The organism is Acidobacterium capsulatum ATCC 51196 (assembly GCF_000022565.1).
Taxonomy (GTDB): domain Bacteria; phylum Acidobacteriota; class Terriglobia; order Terriglobales; family Acidobacteriaceae; genus Acidobacterium; species Acidobacterium capsulatum.
This window is the reverse complement of the sequence record NC_012483.1, coordinates 657,073-674,813: the sequence shown is the minus strand read 5'-3', so window position 1 is coordinate 674,813 and position 17,741 is coordinate 657,073. Positions and strand designations below refer to the sequence as shown.

The window sequence follows — 17,741 nt, the reverse complement described above, 5'->3', positions numbered from 1 at the left end:
AAAGAAGAGAGCAAATGGCAGAGTTTTTATTTGAGATCGGACTGGAAGAGATTCCCGCGCGCATGATTGCCGCCGCCGAGAGCGAGCTGGCGCGCCGCGTTGCAGAGCTGTTGCAGCGCGAAGATTTGCTGGCTGAGGGCCACGCGGTCACCCGCTACTCCACGCCTCGCCGCCTGGCCGTGCTGGTCACTGGCGTCAAGGCCGCGCAGGCCGACCGCGAAGAGCAGTTGACCGGCCCGGCCTGGAGCATCGCCTTCAAGGATGGCCAGCCCACCCCTGCCGCGCAGGCCTTTGCAAAGAAGGCAGGCGTCGAAGTCGCGGCGTTGCAGAAAGTCACCACGCCCAAAGGCGAGTACGTCGGGGCCAGCAGCGTGCGCAAGGGCCGCGCGGCGAACGAGATTTTGCTCGAAGCCCTGCCGAAAGAGATCGCGGCGATCTACTGGCCCAAGAACATGTACTGGCGAGCGGGCAAGCCCGAGCGCTTTGTGCGCCCTGTGCAGTGGATGGTCGCGCTGCTCGGCGAGCAGGTTATCCCGGTGGAGTTTGCGGGCGTCACCGCCGCGAATGTGACGTATGGCCATCGCATTTTACATGGCGATGCGCCCGTCGCTATCCCCGCGCCCATGGAGTATGCCGCTACCCTTGAGGCCGCTAAAGTGCAGGCCGACGTAGAGGCGCGGCGGCACAGGATTCGCAAGGCGCTCGACCATGTCACGCGCACCGTTCCCGGTGCCCGCTGGCGTGAAGACGAGGCGTTGGTGGACGCCGTCACGCACCTGACCGAATGGCCCTCCGTGCTCTTGGGCAGCTTTGAAACCGAGTTTCTGGCACTGCCCGAAGAGGTGCTGGTCACGGTGATGCGCGACCACCAGAAGTACTTCGCCGTCGAAGATGCGGCCGGCAAGCTCGCGCCGCACTTCCTGACCGCGCTCAACACCGAGCCGTCGGATCAGGCGGCGGCCATCATTCGCCATGGCAATGAGCGTGTGTTGCGCGCCCGCTTCAACGACGCGCGCTTCTTCTGGACCGTCGATCAGAAGATCTCGCTTGCCAATCGCCTGGAGATGCTCCAGTCCGTCACCTTCCATAAGGAACTGGGCAGCTACCACCAGAAGACGCACACCACCCGCGAGATTGCGGTGAAGCTCTCCGCGCAGGTGCGCCACGCCGGCACCTCGGTGGACGAGGCTGCGCTGCTGCGCGCTGTGGAACTCGCGAAAACCGATCTGACGACCGAGTTGGTGAAAGAGTTCACCGAGTTGCAGGGCATTGTCGGCGGCCTCTATGCGCGCGCGCAGGGCGAAGGCGAGGCGGTGGCACAGGCCATCTACTGGCAGTACTCCCCGGCTTCCATGGACGATCCCATTCCGCCCACGCTCGAAGGGCAACTGCTCGGCCTCGCCGACCGCATCGGCACCATCGTGGAGATGTTTGCCATCGGGCTTGAACCGACCGGCTCCAAAGACCCTTTCGCTTTGCGCCGCGCCGCCAACGCCGTCGTGAAGATTCTCGCGGAAGGGAAGTTGCCCGTCACGCTCGACCGTCTCCTGAACGCGGCGGAGGAATCATCCAAGGTGGAGAACGCCGCCGCGAGCCGCGAAAAAGTTATGGCCTTCCTGAAGGAGCGTCTGGAGTTTTATATGCGCGAGGTGCTCGGCTACCGCTATGACGTGGTGAATGCGGTGCTCGCCGCGGGAGCGCATGATGTCGTCGATACCATCGCCCGTGCCGAAGCCCTGAGCGCCGTGCGCGGCTCAGAGGATTTCGCCGCCATTGCCGCTGCCTTCAAGCGCAGCAAAAACATTCTGCGCCAGGCAGCGGAAAAAGCAGGTGTGGCGGAGGACTCCTTATCTGCAGATGTGGATGCAGCCTTGTTGCCCGAGCCGGCTGAGAAGCAGTTGCACGAGGCCGCCGCGAAGCTGGCACCTGTGGTCGAAGAACTGCGCGCGAAGAATGACTATCGCGCGGCGCTTGAACAGATCGCCACGCTGCGCCCGCAGGTTGATCTCTTCTTTGACAAGGTCATGGTCATGGTTGAGGACGACTTACTGCGTCACAATCGTCTGGCACTCATCCAATATGTGCTGCGCAGTTTCTCTTCCATCGCCGACTTCTCTGAGATTGTCGCAAGCTAACCCAACAGGAGCGCACCATGGCCCTCGTGTTCACGACCTCGTACCTTGAAGACACACTCCCCCTGTTGCGCTTCTACAAGCGCAACGCCGAGCGCGCCATGGAGCAGGTAGCCGACGAGCATCTCTTCATTGCGCTCGGTGAGGAGTCGAACTCCATCGCCATCATCGTGAAGCACATGGTGGGCAACATGCGCTCGCGCTGGGTGGACTTTCTCACCAGTGACGGCGAGAAGCCGAACCGCAATCGCGACAGCGAATTCGTCGATCCCCCGGCCACGCGCGCGGCGCTCATGGCGCAGTGGGAAGAAGGCTGGGCCTGCATGTTTGCCGCGCTTGAGCCGCTGCATGAGGACGACCTGAGCCGCCAGATCACCATTCGCGGCGAGGCCCACTCGGTGTTGCAGGCCATCAATCGCCAGTTGGCGCATTATCCGTACCACGTCGGCCAGATTGTGCTGCTCGCGAAATACTTCGCGGGCGATCAGTGGAAGGCTCTGTCGGTGCCGCGCAACCAGTCGGCGGAATATACACAGCGCGTGCAGGCAGGCGAAATCAGTCAGCGTTAGCTGCGGCGCATCCTATATCTGCAGGAGCCTTGCCATGTCTGAAAAGCTTTGGACCGCTGTCGAAGAGTACGTCGATGGTCTCCTGATTCCGTCTGACCCCGTGCTCGATGCCGCGCGCGATGCCAGCGAAGATGCCGGGCTGCCCTCCATCGCGGTCTCGCCCAGCCAGGGCAGATTGTTGTACTTGCTCGCGTGCATGGTAGGCGCAAAGCGCATTCTGGAGATTGGCACCCTCGGCGGCTACAGCACCATCTGCATGGCCCGGGCGCTGCCCGCCGATGGCAGGCTGGTCACCCTGGAGTTTTCGCCCCTGCACTTTGAAGTTGCGCTCGTCAATATTGAATATGCAGGGCTCTCTGACCGCGTAGACCAGCGTCTCGGGCCTGCCCTTGAAACCTTGCCCGCGCTGGAAGCCGAGGGGCTTGGTCCATTTGATTTCGTCTTCATCGATGCGGATAAGCAAAACTGCGCGCCCTATTTTGATTGGGCGCTGCGCCTCTCGCGACCGGGCACGGTGATTGTGGTGGATAACGTGATTCGCGACGGGGAAGTGATCGATGCCCGCACCCGGGACAAGCACGTGCAGGGCATTCGCCGCTTCTTTGAGGCCGTCGCCGTCGAGCCGCGCGTCACCGCCACCACGCAGCAGACCGTGGGCAGCAAAGGCTATGACGGCTTCACGTTGATTCGCGTGAACAGCTAAGGCACCAGCACGGCCGCGCCATTGATCTCATCGTGCTCCACGGCGGCGAGCGCTTCGTTGGCCTGTTCGAGCGAAAAGATGCGCGTCTTCGGTTGAATGCCGATTTCCAGCGCAAGCGCCAGAAAATCCTTCGCATCCTGGCGGGTCATATTGGCCACGCTGCGCAACTGGCGCTCGCCCCACAAAAGCGAGTCGTAATCGAACTCCGGAATGCGATCCAGATGAATCGCATTGATCGCCACAATGCCGCCCTTGCGCAGTGCGCCCAGCGCCGAGATGACCACCTCGCCCACGGGCGCGAAGGTCACCGCACTGTCGAGCAACTCGGGCGGCTTCGCTGTCGCATCGCCTACCCACATGGCGCCCAGATCGCGCGCGAGTTGCTGATGCTCCGCGCCGCGCGTGGCCACATACACCTCGCAACCCCAGTGGTGCAGCACCTCGATCGCAAGATGCGCGGAGGCGCCGAATCCAAACAGCCCGACCCGGTCGCCCGGCTGGACCTCGGCCACACGCAGGCTGCGAAACCCGATGATGCCCGCGCACAACAGCGGCGCAAGCGAAACGGCGGAACGATCCTCGGGCAGGGGATAGCAGAAGCTGGCCCGCGCCACCGCATACTCCGCATAGCCGCCATGCACCGAGTAGCCGGTGAAGACCGGATGATCGCAGAGATTTTCCGCGCCCTTGCGGCAGAGCAGGCAATCACCGTCCACGCCGCCCATCCAGGAGACACCCACTCGCGCCTTCGTCTTGAGGTGATTCGCGCCCTTGCCCAGTCGCTCCACGCGGCCCACAATCTGATGGCCGGGAATGATCGCCTCTCGCTGCGGCTTCAGGTCGCCGGAGGCAATGTGCAGGTCGGTGCGGCAGACGCCGCAAGCCTCCACGCGGAGCAGTACTTCCTCCGGGCCCGGTTCGGGGATGGGAACATCTTCGAGACATAGAGGACGGCTGTCAACGGGACCAGGCTGATGCAAAACGGCTGCGCGCATGATCGTTTAGATGGCCATTGCGGCTGCAGCGTCGTGAATCGAGAGCAGATTTCCAAAGGGATCGCGAAACCAGCCCACCCGGCTGCCGCCCGGCGCATTCCAAAGTCCGTGCTCATCTTGCGCGAGCCCATCGAAGCGTTCAAAGGCAATCCCGGCGCTTTGCATTTGCCGTGACATGACCACGGCGTCTGGCACCTGCCAGCCCAACACCGTAAAAGGCTGCGGCTTGAAATCAGGGAAGATGGCCACGCGCAGAGGCGTGCCATTCGCGTCGAAAGCCAGCGCAAAACGGTCTTCGTGCGTGAGCGTCAGCCCGAGAGTGTCGCGATAAAAATTGCGCGCCAGAGCGGCATCAGGAACAGTAAGAAACGCGGTCAGTCTGCTGGAGGAAAGCATGCGGCACCTCGCGCCTGCGCTCGCAGTATAGCCGCCTGCCGACCGAGCATGCAGTGTAAACTTCTGGTGTGGCCCTGTAGCTCAGGTGGATAGAGCAACGGTTTCCTAAACCGCAGGTCGGAAGTTCGAATCTTCCCAGGGTCACCAGCACAGCAGTCAAATCGGGTAACACCACGGATGCGTCGAAAGAGTATGGGGAGAAGGCTGCGGAGGCAGAACGGCTTCCCCATTTTGACCCTGTCTACATGCAGGTTTAACTTAGTTCATGCATGAAGGGGAACCGGCCTCGGATATTTTCAAGTCACAATTCAACTTCATTGCTTGGGCCGGAATGTAGTACAGTGATGGCGCGACTTTTCCTTGCTGAGAAGAGAGCAGTTAAAACTCTCACCTTATCTCCGTTATGCTGCTTTCCAGGGTTCAGGCGGGTAGCTTCACGCCGTGTTCCCTGAACTCCGGGATTCTGTACTAGCGCTCTCTTATTCGAAAAAAATGAAGTCGCCCACGAGAGAGCCTTGTAGAAGAGTGCATCCAAAGTGGCTGATAGCATTGCTAGAAAATGTGTAATTTGGTTGGCTTATTAACATACTCACAGACTAGAATCAGTCTCATAATTCCCTTGGGTTGAGATTTGTTGCATTCTGGAATTGCTCTGATGTCTCCGCGCGGCTTGGATGGCAGGACGCTGGGAGTTAACCGAAGAACAGTGGTTGTTGGTAGAGCCGGTGTTGCGGCCTGCTTCGGCAGGTGTGCGGCGGGGCCGTCCCTGGCACGACACGCGGGCCGTGCTGAATGGTGTGTTGTGGGTCTTGGGAACCGGGGCGCAGTGGCGTGAGTTGCCGGAGAAGTATCCGCCATACCAAACCTGCCACCGCCGTTTCCAGCAGTGGATCCGCGATGGCAAGCTGGTGGAAGCGCTGAGGCTGCTGGCGCGATTGCTGCACGAGCAGGGCAAGCTCAACCTGGAGGAAGCGTTCGTGGATGCAACCTTCGCGAGCGCCAAAAAAGGGGCTTCGCCATCGGCCCGACCCGCCGCGGGAAGGGCACGAAGATCGTCGCTATCGCCGCTGATAACAGTCTTCCACTCGCCGTTACTGTGGAAAGCGCTTCGCCGGCAGAGTGCCATCTCGTCGAAGATGCCCTTGCCGCCAGCTTCCTCGACGAACTTCCCGCCAGGTTGATCGGCGACAAGGCCTATGACTCGGACGGACTGGACAGAAAACTGGCCGAAGACTATGGAATCGAAATGATTGCACCGAACCGTCGCAACCGCTCCAAAACACAGGATGGCCGCCCCTTGCGCCGCTACAGGAAGCGATGGAAGGTCGAAAGGCTCTTCGCATGGATGCACAACTTCCGAAGGCTCGTAAACCGATGGGAGTACCACATCGAAAATTACCTCGGAATGGCTCAACTCGCATGCCTCCACATGATGCTCAGATATTTATGAGACCGCTTCTAGGACCAGGGTATGCGCAGTCAAGGACTGTATTTGGGGCGAAAAGCTAGGGCTGGGCTGAGAGTGCTGGATGATTTGGGTCAGTGGCTTGACGCGAGGCCGCTGCTCCTATGGGTGTTGCTGGCTGTCACTTATTGGATGTTGCTGATTCCTGTTTGCTGGTACCGTCCTCTCTGGCACGACGAACTCTTTACTTACAACTTTGGCAGAATGTCCAGTATCGGGACGATGCTGCGTGACATTCCCAGGATCGATCTCAATCCTCCGATTACATATTTGCTGGAGTACGTGAGCCTGCATCTTGCCGGTCCCTTCGCCACGGGGCGCGCTGCAACCATCACGGCTCGTATTCCCTCTCTTCTTGCAGGGTTTATTGCATCGTGTGGTCTGTTCATTTATTTAAGGCGCAAGGTTGGCGCATTGCTGGCTGTAGTTGGTGTTGTGTGGCTGTGGCAGACCCCTTTCTGGGGGATGTGTAATGAGGACAGGCCTTACGCCCTGTTTATTGCATTTCTTGTCTGGCTCCTGATCGCGTGGGAGAGGGCTTCGCAACCTGGAAGAAGCATGATTTCTCTCATCGGCGCATGGATGCTGGCGATTGGCATGATGGGAACCCACTTCATGGCGGCGCTGGTATTGCCGGCCTTTTGGGCCGCCGAGGCCATGCGAGCCTTCAGAGCCAAAAAGATTGATCTTCCTCTTACCTTTGCCTTTGTTGCTCCATTCATCATTCCGGTCGTTTATCACAGCTTGATTCATGGATACGATCACATGCTGTTTCCGCCTGCATTTCAGGCAAACTTGCATGATTTGAAGTTGTTCTTTACAAAGCTGCCGGGTAGTACATCGTGCCTGCTCGTTTCCATGATGGTTGCTCTGCTCCTGTCGCGTGCATCCCCCCCCGCGGCTGAGTCTGGTACCGATCGGGAAGACGTTGTCGCGCCCTCCCTGTGGAGATTTCGGCCGGAAGACGTTGTTTTATTGGGGGGAATCCTCTGTGAGCCATTTCTGTCGCTGCTCATATTCAAATTGCAGCACTCTGCATATTTCCTGCGCTACGCGTTGCCGGGGACATTGCCGCTGGTAGTTTTTTTTACTTGGCTCTTCGCCTGGCGTTTTCGCAGTCACTGGAAGCGGATAGCCGCTACGGCATTTGTCATTGGATATGCTTTTCTGTTCTTTGCAAACTATCGGAGTCTGTTGCTGCTCCTGCTGGATCATGATCGCGCGACAGTTCAAGCAGTCGATTGGAGATCCATTGATCCGCAACTTCCATTTGTCGTCGACAGCGGACTCGTCTTCGTGGAGATGAACCATCGGGAAAGCCCGCAATTCCTGAACCGCGTCTACTACCTTACCGATCAAAATGGCGCGATCCAATATGCTGATGCCACTCTTTTCCAGCATGAAGATGAAGTTGCAGAAATCTTCGGTTTTCGTGCTCACGTTGAAAAGCTGAACGAGTTTGAATTGCAGCACGAAAAGTTTCTTGTCCTCGGAAGTTACTCCTACCCGGAGAACTGGCTACTTCGTTATCTGCTAGCGCAGGGGGATGAGCTGCGATTTCTAGGTGAATTTAAGAACAATTACCAGGCAAAAGAATTATACGAAGTCACACTTAAGCCTCGGTCTTAAAAGAGCAACTATCAAAAGTCAATGGATCGGCAAATGGAGAATACCCTGAGCACATCGGATACTGCTACGTTACGTGACCAGATTCTTGATCTTGCACAAGAATATTTTCAGGCGAAATTTCTACCTCAGGACTTCATTCCTGGAGTGACACATATTCCGGTGTCTGGAAAGGTTCTTCATGCGCAAGACTTGCGCAATCTGGTTGCGGCATCGCTGGATTGCTGGCTCACGACTGGCACCTACGCGGCTTTCTTTGAAAAAGAAATTGCCCGCTTCTTTGATGTCCGTTCGGCTTCTCTGGTCAATTCAGGATCTTCGGCCAACCTGGCCGCATTTTCTGCTCTGACTTCGCCGAAGCTTGGGGACCGGGCTTTGCGCGCGGGGGACGAGGTGATCACCGTCGCTGCTGGATTTCCGACCACAGTGAATCCCATTATTCAGAATGGCTGCATTCCGGTATTTCTTGATGTAGAGATTCCTACTTACCAGCTCGACACCACGCAACTGGAGCAGGCGCTCTCTGATCGAACTCGGGCAATCGTTTTGGCGCACACTCTTGGCAACGTCTTTGACCTTGAAAAGGTGACGGCTTTTGCCAGAAGGCACAATCTGTGGCTCATGGAAGACACCTGTGATGCCTTTGGATCGGAATACCTGGGGAAAAAAGCAGGAACATTTGGTGATCTCGCAACATTGAGCTTTTATCCGGCGCACCACATTACCACCGGCGAAGGAGGGGCGGTGGTGACGAATAGCCCTCTCCTGCGTAGCCTTGTGGAATCATTTCGTGATTGGGGTCGCGACTGCTGGTGTGAGCCCGGGAAAGATAACACCTGTGGCAAGCGTTATGAGTGGGATCTTGGCGATCTGCCTCACGGCTATGACCACAAGTACACCTACTCTCATATTGGTTACAACCTTAAGATGACGGATATGCAGGCTGCTATCGGCCTGTCACAGTTGCAGCGGCTGCCGGAGTTTATTGCTGCCCGGCGCAAGAACTTCGAGTATCTATACAAGCATCTGGAAGAGATGCAGGATGTTCTCATCTTGCCGCAGGCGTCACCCGGCGCGGAGCCGAGTTGGTTCGGGTTTCCAATTGCCGTTCGAGACGACGCCCCCTTTACCCGCGATGAATTGATCAAGGAACTAGACAGAAAGAAAATCGGCACACGTCTTCTGTTCGGCGGCAATCTGATTCGCCAGCCTGCTTATCGCAACGTGAAATACAGGACAGTATCTGATCTGCGCAATGCGGATTTTGTCATGCGCAACGTCTTCTGGCTGGGCGTTTTCCCGGGACTGAGCGAGCCGATGCTTGATTTTGTTTGTGAGACGATTATCCGATTTTCAAAGAGCTTCTGAGTGTGATTTGACGAAAAACTCTGTAATGGAGGGTCATATGAGTACAAAACTGATTACGATTGTGACGCCTTGCTACAACGAGGAACAGAATGTACGCGAGCTTTACCGGCGAACCTCGGCGGTGATGACGCAGCTTCCCGGTTACAAGTACCAGCATCTGTTTATCGACAATGCTTCCAGTGATGGCACGGTAACCGTGTTGCGCGAGATGGCAAGTGGCGACCCGCAAATCAAGGTGATAGTGAATGCAAGAAATTTCGGCCACTTGAGGTCTCCGATGCATGCCTTTCTGCAGGCAGAAGGCGACATCGTAGGAATCCTCTATGCGGATTTGCAGGATCCCCCGGAATTGTTTATCGAGATGGTGCATGAGTGGGAGAAAGGCAAACTGATTGTTGCCGCCATTAAGAACTCCAGCGCCGAGAACGGTGTGATTTACCGGCTGCGGACGGCCTATTATCGGCTCGTAGCGCGTCTTACCAGCGTGGAAGTGATGGAGCACTTTACCGGTTTTGGTCTCTATGACCGGAAAGTTGTCGATATTCTGCGGCAGAATTTTCATGATCCGTATCCCTACTTTCGCGGAATGATCGCGGAGATCGGTTTGCCGACGGCCAAGGTCTACTATCCGCAAAAACGGCGGGAACGGGGAATTACGAAGAATAACTTCTATACTCTTTATGACCTTGCGATGCTCGGCATTACTAATCTTTCCAAGGTGCCGTTGCGTTTAGTCACCTTTGCCGGGTTTGTCTCAGCACTGGTCAGCTTTTTTCTCGGTGTTTTTTATCTGATTTATAAGATTATCTTCTGGTCTGGATTCTCCGTGGGAATTGCACCTCTCGTTATCGGATTGTTTTTCCTGGGGTCCATTCAGATGATTGCCATGGGAATCATTGGTGAGTACGTGGGTGCCATTCATACGACGACATTGAATCGACCTCTGGTGGTAGAGCGGGAACGGATCAATTTTTGAAGTGCTCATGGTCAGAGCAACTTGGACAGAGTGTGGGGACACGGTGATCTGGCGCATTTCAGAATCCACAGCCCAGGTAATTCGCTACCTTTTTGCAGGAGCGTTCAACACTGTATTTGGTTATGGCATGTTTGCATTCTTCAACTGGATGTTGAGTGGCCGTATTCCGTATAGCTATCTTGTCGCGAGTCTTGCTGCGAACATGATCGCTATCACCGCGGCATTTTTTGTCTACAAGTGGTTTGTTTTCCGTACCAGGGGAAATTATCTCGCGGAATGGATTCGGGTCGTGAGTGTGTACGGCAGTAGTCTGTTGATCACGCTAGGCGGTCTGGCAGTGCTGGTGCCATTGCTGAGCCGGATACTGACGCATCAGCAGTGGGCTTCCTATTTAGCCGGAGCAATTATGGCTATCGTGACGGTTGTGATAAGTTTTTTTGGCCATAAGCACTTCTCTTTTCGGGTGAAAGCGCGGTCGAGTATTCCATCGGTTGAATGAAAAGATGGGTTTCCGTTTTGGATTGGAACAGAAGGTCGACAGTCAATGCCGGCCTTGCAATGCTCCTGGTCCGGTGCGGCCCGGCGGGCAATAGTGAGATGGAGGGGTGATGAAGGCAGTGATTTTAGCAGGTGGACTTGGAAGCAGATTGAGCGAAGAGACAACAATGCGCCCAAAGCCCATGGTGGAAGTGGGAGGCCGTCCCATCCTGTGGCACATCCTCAAGATTTATTCGGCATTCGGGATTAACGATTTTATCGTTTGCCTCGGCTATAAGGGTTATTGCATCAAGGAATATTTTGCTAACTATGCCTTACATGCCGCGGATATCACAATTGACATCAAAAAAAATGAGATAAGACAGCATCGTACAGACTGCGAGGACTGGAAAATTACTCTTGTGGATACAGGCGCCGAGACGCAAACGGGAGGCCGGTTGCGGCGTGTGCTGCCTTACCTCGAGGGGGAAGAGACGTTTTGTTTCACTTATGGGGACGGCGTCGCCAATATCAATATCGATGAATTGCTGGCTTTTCACCGGCGTCAGCAGCGGTTGGTCACGCTGACGGCAGTGCAGCCCAACGGAAAATATGGCTCTCTTTTGCTCGACGCAGATGACAGTGTTCAGGAGTTCACAGAGAAGCCTCGGGGGGATGGCCACTGGATTAATGGCGGTTTTTTCGTGCTGTCTCCGAAGGTCAAGGAGTATCTCGAGGGAGATGGAACCATCTGGGAGCGCGGACCACTGGAGTCTTTATCGCGGGATGGTCAGGTGAGTGCCTACCGGCATCGTGGATTCTGGCAGTCCATGGATACAATCCATGACCGTAACCTGCTGGATAGCCTTTGGCGGCAGGGCAGTGCACCGTGGAAGGTGTGGTGAAGAATGTTCTGGAAAGGGAAGCGAGTATTCGTCACCGGTCATACAGGCTTCAAGGGAGCGTGGCTGTCTCTATGGCTCTCGCAGATGGGAGCACACGTAAAAGGGTATGCCTTGCCGCCTCCCACAAATCCCAGTCTTTTTGAAGCCGCGGATGTTGCCGGCTGCATCGAAACCGTCTTCGCCGATGTTAAGGATCAAGAGCGGTTGAAGCATGAGCTTGGTGCTCATCGCCCCGAGATAGTCTTTCACCTGGCCGCCCAGCCGCTGGTACGCGAATCGTATAGCTCGCCGGTGGAGACGTATCAGACCAACGTCATGGGGACCGTTCATTTGCTGGAGGCTGTGAAGGCTTGCCCTGAGGTGCGGTCCACGGTCGTCATCACCACAGACAAGTGCTATGAGAATCGCGAGTGGGTCTGGCCCTATCGAGAGAATGATCCGTTAGGTGGATGGGACCCCTACAGCAGCAGCAAGGCATGCGCGGAGCTCGTGGTATCGGCCTACCAGAGATCGTTTTTCTCAGCTCCCGCTGCAAGTGGTGGAACTGTCGGAGTTGCATCCGCCCGAGCCGGCAATGTGATCGGCGGAGGCGACTGGGCAAAGGACCGCCTGATTGCGGATATGTTTCGAGGATTCAGCGCCGGGGCGGCTGTACGGCTCAGGAATCCAGATGCCGTGCGGCCTTGGCAACATGTTCTCGAGCCACTGCGTGGATATTTGCGGCTTGCCGAACGGCTCTATGAGTCTGGCAGTCAATTTTCCAGCGCCTGGAATTTCGGTCCGGATGCCTCAGATGCCAAGCCAGTTCGATGGATAGCGGATTACTTCATTGAGCGATGGGATAAGGAAGCGCGCTGGCTCCATGACAGCGGGGAGCATGTTCATGAGGCGAAGATGCTGAAGCTGGACTGGTCAAAGGCCGCAGCGGAGCTCCCCTGGCGCCCGCTTTTGCATCTGGAAGACGCACTTGACATGACGGTAAGTTGGTATCGGGCTTATCTCGCGGGAGCTTCAGCTCGCGCCATCACCTTGCAGCAGATATTGGCCTACTGCGAGCGGGCTTGTATCGAGATGGCATAAAAGGGCGCGGAGAGTGAAAGCTTTGAGTGATAAAGGAGCGGCACCGGCAACCCGATGGTTTGTAACAGGCGCGACAGGGCATCTGGGTTCATTTTTGGTCCGGCTGCTGCTGCAACAAGGACATGAAGTGGCGATTCTGCGCCGCACCAGGAGCAATCTTTGGCGCATCCATGATGTGGAGAATGTCCTGCTGCACGTGTATGGAGATATCAGTCAGCCCGAAGGCTGGCGCAGGCAGTTTCTCGACTTTCAGCCCGAGGTAGTTTTTCATCTGGCGTGGGAGGGAGTTTCCGCAGCCGATCGCGATGCAGCCGGTCAGATGACACGCAACGTCACGGCTGCTCTGCGCTTGCTGGAACTCAGCCGCGAGGCGCGGGTGCGTGTGTTTGCCGGCACAGGTTCACAGGCGGAGTACGGTCCCTGTTCTCACCGAATTGACGAGTCACTGCAACCGAAGCCTTGTACGCCTTACGGCATTGCAAAGTATTGCCTGTCGATGCTCATGAACCAATTTTGCGAGGCGGCTGGCATGCGCGCTCTCTGGTTCCGCATCTTCTCAGTCTATGGTCCGATGGACAACACCTTTCACATGCTGCCTACGCTCATTCAGAGCCTGCTCGAGGGGCGGCCGATGGCGCTGACATCTGGGGAGCAAATGTGGGACTACTTGTATGTTGAGGATGCGGTGCGTGCCTTTTATGCTGCGGTTGCGAATCCGGATGCTCATGGCATCTACAACGTCGCATCGGGCCAGGCCGTGCGGTTGAGAAGCATCATGGAGAATGTGCGCGATCTGATCGCGCCATCGATTTCTCTTGGATTTGGTGAGTTAGCCGCGAGGCTTGGCGACCCCGCTCATCTTGAAGGTGACATTGAAAAACTTAGGTTGGCGACGGGCTGGTCTCCGCGGGTGGAGCTGGCTTCTGGCTTGGCCGAAACCGTGATGTGGCATCGCAAGTCCTTTTTGTCCATGGATAGAAGGGCGCGGGAAACAGCAGCGCAGAACTGAACAGCGCGCCGGTTTCAGCCCGTCCACTCCATTCAATCTTCTGGCACGCGAGGGGATAAGAATCATGAAGGCATCTGACTACATTGCGTCCGTGCTGCAGCAACAACGGGTCGCGGCGGTTTTTGAGCTGGTCGGTGGCATGATCACGCACATGATCGACTCGGTATTTGTCCAGGGCGAGGTTCCTATCGTCAGCATGCATCACGAGCAGGGCGCAGCCTTTGCGGCTGAGGCTGTCGGAAAGATTACTGGTATTCCCGGCGTTGCCATGGCGACCAGCGGGCCGGGGGCCACCAATCTGCTGACAGGTGTGGGCAGTTGCTATTTTGATTCCAGTCCCGCGGTTTTCATTACTGGGCAGGTAAACCGGCATGAGCAGAAGGGAAACCGAGCCGTCAGGCAGTTGGGATTTCAGGAAACCGATATTGTTTCCATGGCGCGGCCGGTCACCAAGCACTCCGTGTTGGTGCAGGATGTGCGCGACCTGCCCAACACTCTCCATGGCGCATTCCGGCTGGCGACGGACAAGCGGCCCGGCCCGGTGCTGATTGATATCCCCATGGATGTGCAGCGAGAGAATGTGGAACCGGAATGGCTCATGCATCATGCTGCGGATGCTCCTCTGCTGCCAGAGGAGCGGGATCTTGTGGCGCTAAAAGAGGCTTTGCTCAAGGCACAAAGGCCTCTTGTTCTTGCAGGAGGCGGGGTTCGCGCGGGCCGCGTCACCGCTGAATTCCGCCAGATGGTGGAGATGCTTTCCATCCCTGTTGTGCATTCGCTGATGGGCGTGGATGCGTTGCCATGGTCGCATACGCTCAATGCGGGCATGATCGGCAGTTATGGGAACCGCTGGTCTAACCTGGCCATTTCTCAATGTGACCTTCTTGTGGTGGTCGGCAGCCGGCTGGATGTGCGGCAGACGGGTGCGGATACGCAGGGGTTCAAAGAAGGACGGCAGATATTTCATCTGGATTGCGACGCCGGTGAGATGAACAACCGCGTCACGGGTTGCCACGCGATTCTGGGTGAGCTGAGGCCGGCACTTCTTGCCTTGCATGAGATGCTGCTTCCCATCCGCGACACTGTTGCCGCGAACTGTATGCATTGGCTTGGCGAGATTGCAGCCTTGCGCCGGCGTTGGCCTGATACGCAGGAGATACCCGATCTTCAGGGGATCAACCCTAACAGCTTTATGCACGGCCTGTCGCAAGCCGGCGCTTCGGCCGGAGCCTATGTGGTGGACGTGGGCCAGCACCAGATGTGGGCCGCGCAATCGCTTGAAATTGCGGACGACCAGCGCTTTCTCACCTCTGGGGGCATGGGTTCGATGGGCTTTGCCTTGCCGGCTGGTATCGGCGCCGCCATTGCCCTTGCGGGCCAACCAGTCGTGGTAATTGCCGGTGACGGTGGCTTTCAATGCAATATTCAGGAGTTGCAGACCGTTGCCCGCCTTGGACTCCCGATCAAAATCGTGGTGGTGAATAACAACTGCCTGGGGATGGTCCGCCAATTTCAGGAGTCCTATTTCAAGGGACGCTACCGGTCTACTCTTTGGGGATACACGGCTCCGGATTTTGAGGCGGTTGCCAAGGCTTATGGCATTCCATCCAAAAGCATCTCCGATCCCACGCAGATAGCTTCCGCGTCGGAATGGCTCTTCGCCGATCATCAGAGTCCGGCTCTGTTGCAGGTGATGGTATCTCCCAATGCAAATGCTTATCCCAAGTTGGCTTTTGGCAAAGGAATGACCTCCATGGAGCCGCAGGAAAAGCCCATCGCGATGGAAGGGACCTAAACCGGCTGGCCTGTTCACTGGAGGCAAAATTGTCTGGAGGAAAGAAAAATCCCCCTTCCTATGAAGGGGGATTTTTGGCTTTCAGTACGAGCTACTGCTGCTGGCTGTCGTTCTGGCGCTGTTGCAATTGCGGAGTGGTGGCCGGATTTGGAATGATCTGCTGCCCGTCCTGATTCAGATAGACCGGCACTGCCGCCGGAGCCTGCACCTTGAAGTCGAGCCGCTGTTCCGGCTGCAGCACGATCTCTTCGCCGCGGCGAATATTGGTGCCCGCGCCCAGCGCTCCGCCTGAGAGCGCGCCGATCGCCGCGCCTTCGCCGCCGCCGGCCAGCGCGCCGATGATTGCGCCCAGCGCCGCGCCGCCCCCGGCCTTCACTGCCGTATTTTTACCGCGTCCCTTGCCTTCACTGGAAAGTGGATCGGTGATCAGCCCCATCTGCTGTTGCCCTTGTGGCGTATTCAGCGTAAAGCTGATCAACTCCAGTGACAGCTCAGGGTAGCCGGCAAACCGGCCGGCCGCTTTGGCGCTGATGACACGGCCCACAAACACTGTTCCGCGAGGGATCAGCACGTAGCCCTTGTGCGTGATGTCAGAGAGCAGCGTCGCGTGAAACGGATCGTTCGCTTGTGCCGACTTGGTGTTGATCTGCTCCACCAGGCGCACGGGCAGTACCGTTCCTGCCGGAACATTCAGACTCCGCATGCTCGCGAACTGGTCGCTCGGGGCTGCCTGATTCTGGTCCTGTGCCGGAGGCGGCGGTGGAGGCGTGCTCGGCTCCGATGCTGCCGGTTGTGATTCCGAGCCGGCAGGCACCACGTTGAGGTTATTCAAAACCGTCTTGACGCCGTTGATGTTGGAGATCTCTGTCGAGGCCAGCACCTTGGCGGCATAGCTGGTCACATTGCCGGTGAGCGTGACCACCCCGTGCGAGACCGAAGGAATGATGGTCATGCCGTTAAAGGCAGGTTCGGTGGCAAGCGTGCGGCTTACCTGAATTAGCACCTGATGGTCGGTCGGCCGGTGAGTCTGTGCATGAACGGCCATGGGCACAAGAGCAGCACATAAAGCAAAAGCGCGAAGCGAGCGAAGCATAATCACACCTCAACTCTCTGATTCTAGACGAAGAGCATTGGTCGCGAAAAAGTTGGGGCCTGCTTGCGAGGGCTACTGCTTCGCCGTCTGAGGATGAGCCGGAATCACCTTCCAGATATCCGGATCTTCCTGCCCAAGCACCCATGAGCAGAATCCCCAAATCCCGTACTGCTTCGCCAGATCGTAGCGCGCGGCAAAGGTGCGCTGGTCGGTGTAGAAGACCCACTCACGCATCTGATCGCGATAAAACCAGAAGTCGGTTGCGTGATCCACGGGGTCCCATTCCTGGTGGCCATGATAGGTGTTCAACAGGAAAAGCGCATTCCGTCCCGAAATATAGTCAGCCGTTGGATGCGGGGAAGCGTGCTCCTTGCCGAAGCCGGGATCGCCGGTATACCAGTGATAGCCGTAGAGCGGAATCCCAAGAGATAGCTTGTCTTTGGGCACAACCTTCAAGGCATACTTCAGGTTTTCCAACGTCCACTGCCAGCCCGCTACGGGGCCCGGAACCGTCCAGCGGGTGTGCTGGTCATAAGTCATCAGGCAGATGAGGTCGGCCGACTGCGCCAACGCCTTCAGGTCATAAGCGCCGCGCCAGTTGGTGAACATCCAGCGCGAAAATGCCGTCTCTCCGGGATAGCCCGGAGCATTGGGCACGGTTGCGATCTCCAGTTGCAGGCCCGCGCGATGCATCACATCGGCGCTGGTCTTTACGAGGGCTGAGAGCGCGTCGCGATCCGTCCACAAAACATTCTCAAAGTCGATCTGGAAGCCGGCATAGCCATACGTCTTCGAGGCCTCCACCATTCCGGCATTCATGGCGGCCTGCGCCGTGGGCGAGTGCAGAAGGGTATGCAGCTCTTTCTGATTGGCCAGTCCCATCAGCGCAATGACAGGAATGTGCGCCGCCTTCGCGTCGCGCATCACTACTGGGTCCGGCTCGCCGGCGACCAGACCGGTCGCATCGACCGAATACCAGGCGGGCACGAGAATGTCGATCTGGCTCTTGTGCGCCTCAAAGCTCTCGACCGAAGCGCGGTCGCGCAGCATGTAGAAGAGAGAGCGCGTGCGGGCCTGGGCGGCGAGAGGGAACGTTACCAGAAGAACCAGAGCTGCGACAAACAAGCGTTTCATGGCACAATCCTTTCACAA

General features: G+C 57.2%; 16 protein-coding genes and 1 tRNA gene. 13 read left to right on the top strand and 4 right to left on the bottom strand.

The features are described 5' to 3' along the window. The first annotated feature begins 14 nt into the window (after nt 1-14). The 3 genes from glyS to ACP_RS02845 are packed head-to-tail and all read left to right on the top strand — an operon-like array spanning nt 15 to nt 3,404. On the top strand, nt 15-2,135 hold the full coding sequence (glyS, locus tag ACP_RS02855; protein ID WP_015895776.1) for a glycine--tRNA ligase subunit beta: 2,121 nt from the start codon (nt 15-17) through the stop codon (nt 2,133-2,135). 17 nt (nt 2,136-2,152) lie between these two features. Next, entirely contained in the window at nt 2,153-2,701 is a 549-nt protein-coding gene (locus ACP_RS02850) for a DUF1572 domain-containing protein (protein ID WP_015895775.1), read from the top strand. Between the two features lie 34 nt (nt 2,702-2,735). Next, on the top strand, nt 2,736-3,404 hold the full coding sequence (locus ACP_RS02845) for an O-methyltransferase (RefSeq protein ID WP_015895774.1): 669 nt from the start codon (nt 2,736-2,738) through the stop codon (nt 3,402-3,404). Here the strand turns inward: ACP_RS02845 and ACP_RS02840 are convergent. Together ACP_RS02840 and ACP_RS02835 are read right to left on the bottom strand one after the other, a co-directional pair. Further along, nucleotides 3,401-4,399 carry a zinc-dependent alcohol dehydrogenase family protein gene (locus ACP_RS02840; protein ID WP_015895773.1) on the bottom strand — a complete coding sequence of 333 codons (999 nt, stop codon included), beginning with the start codon at nt 4,397-4,399 and terminating at the stop codon, nt 3,401-3,403. The two genes, ACP_RS02845 and ACP_RS02840, sit on opposite strands and share 4 nt — an antisense overlap. Before the next feature lie 6 nt (nt 4,400-4,405). After that, nucleotides 4,406-4,795 (bottom strand): VOC family protein, encoded by a 390-nt coding sequence (locus ACP_RS02835; RefSeq protein ID WP_015895772.1) that lies wholly within the window; start codon nt 4,793-4,795, stop codon nt 4,406-4,408. 70 nt (nt 4,796-4,865) lie between these two features. Here ACP_RS02835 and ACP_RS02830 point away from each other — a divergent pair. From ACP_RS02830 to ACP_RS02780, 10 genes are all read left to right on the top strand, one after another. Continuing rightward, a tRNA-Arg gene (locus ACP_RS02830) sits at nt 4,866-4,942 on the top strand. 527 nt (nt 4,943-5,469) lie between these two features. Continuing rightward, nucleotides 5,470-6,245, top strand: a protein-coding gene (locus ACP_RS17605) for an IS5 family transposase (protein WP_085947570.1) whose coding sequence is annotated in 2 segments (ribosomal slippage) — nt 5,470-5,824 and nt 5,824-6,245 — 777 coding nt in all. Because the reading frame shifts where the segments join, the coding sequence is not laid out codon by codon here. A gap of 72 nt (nt 6,246-6,317) precedes the next feature. Further along, nucleotides 6,318-7,889 carry a glycosyltransferase family protein gene (locus tag ACP_RS02815; protein WP_169305900.1) on the top strand — a complete coding sequence of 524 codons (1,572 nt, stop codon included), beginning with the start codon at nt 6,318-6,320 and terminating at the stop codon, nt 7,887-7,889. A 33-nt stretch (nt 7,890-7,922) separates the two neighbouring features. Continuing rightward, the gene (gene rfbH, locus ACP_RS02810; RefSeq protein ID WP_015895768.1) at nt 7,923-9,254 is read left to right on the top strand and encodes a lipopolysaccharide biosynthesis protein RfbH; all 1,332 of its coding nucleotides are present in this window, start codon (nt 7,923-7,925) and stop codon (nt 9,252-9,254) included. A gap of 37 nt (nt 9,255-9,291) precedes the next feature. Further along, nucleotides 9,292-10,230 (top strand): glycosyltransferase family 2 protein, encoded by a 939-nt coding sequence (locus ACP_RS02805; RefSeq protein WP_015895767.1) that lies wholly within the window; start codon nt 9,292-9,294, stop codon nt 10,228-10,230. Nucleotides 10,231-10,273: 43 nt separating this feature from the next. Next, nucleotides 10,274-10,729 carry a GtrA family protein gene (locus ACP_RS17115; RefSeq protein WP_169305899.1) on the top strand — a complete coding sequence of 152 codons (456 nt, stop codon included), beginning with the start codon at nt 10,274-10,276 and terminating at the stop codon, nt 10,727-10,729. 109 nt (nt 10,730-10,838) lie between these two features. Further along, nucleotides 10,839-11,612: a glucose-1-phosphate cytidylyltransferase gene (gene rfbF, locus ACP_RS02795; RefSeq protein ID WP_015895766.1), complete on the top strand. Its 774-nt coding sequence runs from the start codon at nt 10,839-10,841 to the stop codon at nt 11,610-11,612. Nucleotides 11,613-11,615: 3 nt separating this feature from the next. Continuing rightward, nucleotides 11,616-12,692 carry a CDP-glucose 4,6-dehydratase gene (gene rfbG / locus ACP_RS02790; protein WP_015895765.1) on the top strand — a complete coding sequence of 359 codons (1,077 nt, stop codon included), beginning with the start codon at nt 11,616-11,618 and terminating at the stop codon, nt 12,690-12,692. Nucleotides 12,693-12,714: 22 nt separating this feature from the next. After that, nucleotides 12,715-13,701 carry an NAD-dependent epimerase/dehydratase family protein gene (locus ACP_RS02785; protein ID WP_015895764.1) on the top strand — a complete coding sequence of 329 codons (987 nt, stop codon included), beginning with the start codon at nt 12,715-12,717 and terminating at the stop codon, nt 13,699-13,701. Between the two features lie 64 nt (nt 13,702-13,765). Continuing rightward, complete coding sequence (locus tag ACP_RS02780; protein ID WP_015895763.1) at nt 13,766-15,496, top strand: thiamine pyrophosphate-binding protein; 1,731 nt, start codon at nt 13,766-13,768, stop codon at nt 15,494-15,496. A gap of 91 nt (nt 15,497-15,587) precedes the next feature. On the opposite strand, the gene ACP_RS17110 is transcribed toward ACP_RS02780, so the two are convergent. Next, complete coding sequence (locus ACP_RS17110) at nt 15,588-16,541, bottom strand: BON domain-containing protein (RefSeq protein ID WP_169305898.1); 954 nt, start codon at nt 16,539-16,541, stop codon at nt 15,588-15,590. A 120-nt stretch (nt 16,542-16,661) separates the two neighbouring features. After that, a complete protein-coding gene (locus ACP_RS02770; RefSeq protein WP_015895761.1) occupies nt 16,662-17,723 on the bottom strand; it encodes a glycosyl hydrolase family 18 protein in 1,062 nt (353 codons plus the stop codon). Nucleotides 17,724-17,741 lie beyond the last annotated feature (18 nt).

Excerpts from the sequence above, each read along its gene's own strand:
- rfbG (WP_015895765.1), top strand. The coding sequence starts at position 11,616 with ATGTTCTGGAAAGGGAAGCGAGTATTCGTCACCGGTCATACAGGCTTC.
- ACP_RS02780 (WP_015895763.1), top strand. The coding sequence starts at position 13,766 with ATGAAGGCATCTGACTACATTGCGTCCGTGCTGCAGCAACAACGGGTC.
- ACP_RS02845 (WP_015895774.1), top strand. The coding sequence starts at position 2,736 with ATGTCTGAAAAGCTTTGGACCGCTGTCGAAGAGTACGTCGATGGTCTC.
- rfbH (WP_015895768.1), top strand. The coding sequence starts at position 7,923 with ATGGAGAATACCCTGAGCACATCGGATACTGCTACGTTACGTGACCAG.
- ACP_RS02850 (WP_015895775.1), top strand. The coding sequence starts at position 2,153 with ATGGCCCTCGTGTTCACGACCTCGTACCTTGAAGACACACTCCCCCTG.
- ACP_RS17110 (WP_169305898.1), bottom strand. The coding sequence starts at position 16,541 with ATGGCCGTTCATGCACAGACTCACCGGCCGACCGACCATCAGGTGCTA.
- rfbF (WP_015895766.1), top strand. The coding sequence starts at position 10,839 with ATGAAGGCAGTGATTTTAGCAGGTGGACTTGGAAGCAGATTGAGCGAA.
- ACP_RS02805 (WP_015895767.1), top strand. The coding sequence starts at position 9,292 with ATGAGTACAAAACTGATTACGATTGTGACGCCTTGCTACAACGAGGAA.
- ACP_RS02770 (WP_015895761.1), bottom strand. The coding sequence starts at position 17,723 with ATGAAACGCTTGTTTGTCGCAGCTCTGGTTCTTCTGGTAACGTTCCCT.
- ACP_RS02835 (WP_015895772.1), bottom strand. The coding sequence starts at position 4,795 with ATGCTTTCCTCCAGCAGACTGACCGCGTTTCTTACTGTTCCTGATGCC.
- glyS (WP_015895776.1), top strand. The coding sequence starts at position 15 with ATGGCAGAGTTTTTATTTGAGATCGGACTGGAAGAGATTCCCGCGCGC.
- ACP_RS02840 (WP_015895773.1), bottom strand. The coding sequence starts at position 4,399 with ATGCGCGCAGCCGTTTTGCATCAGCCTGGTCCCGTTGACAGCCGTCCT.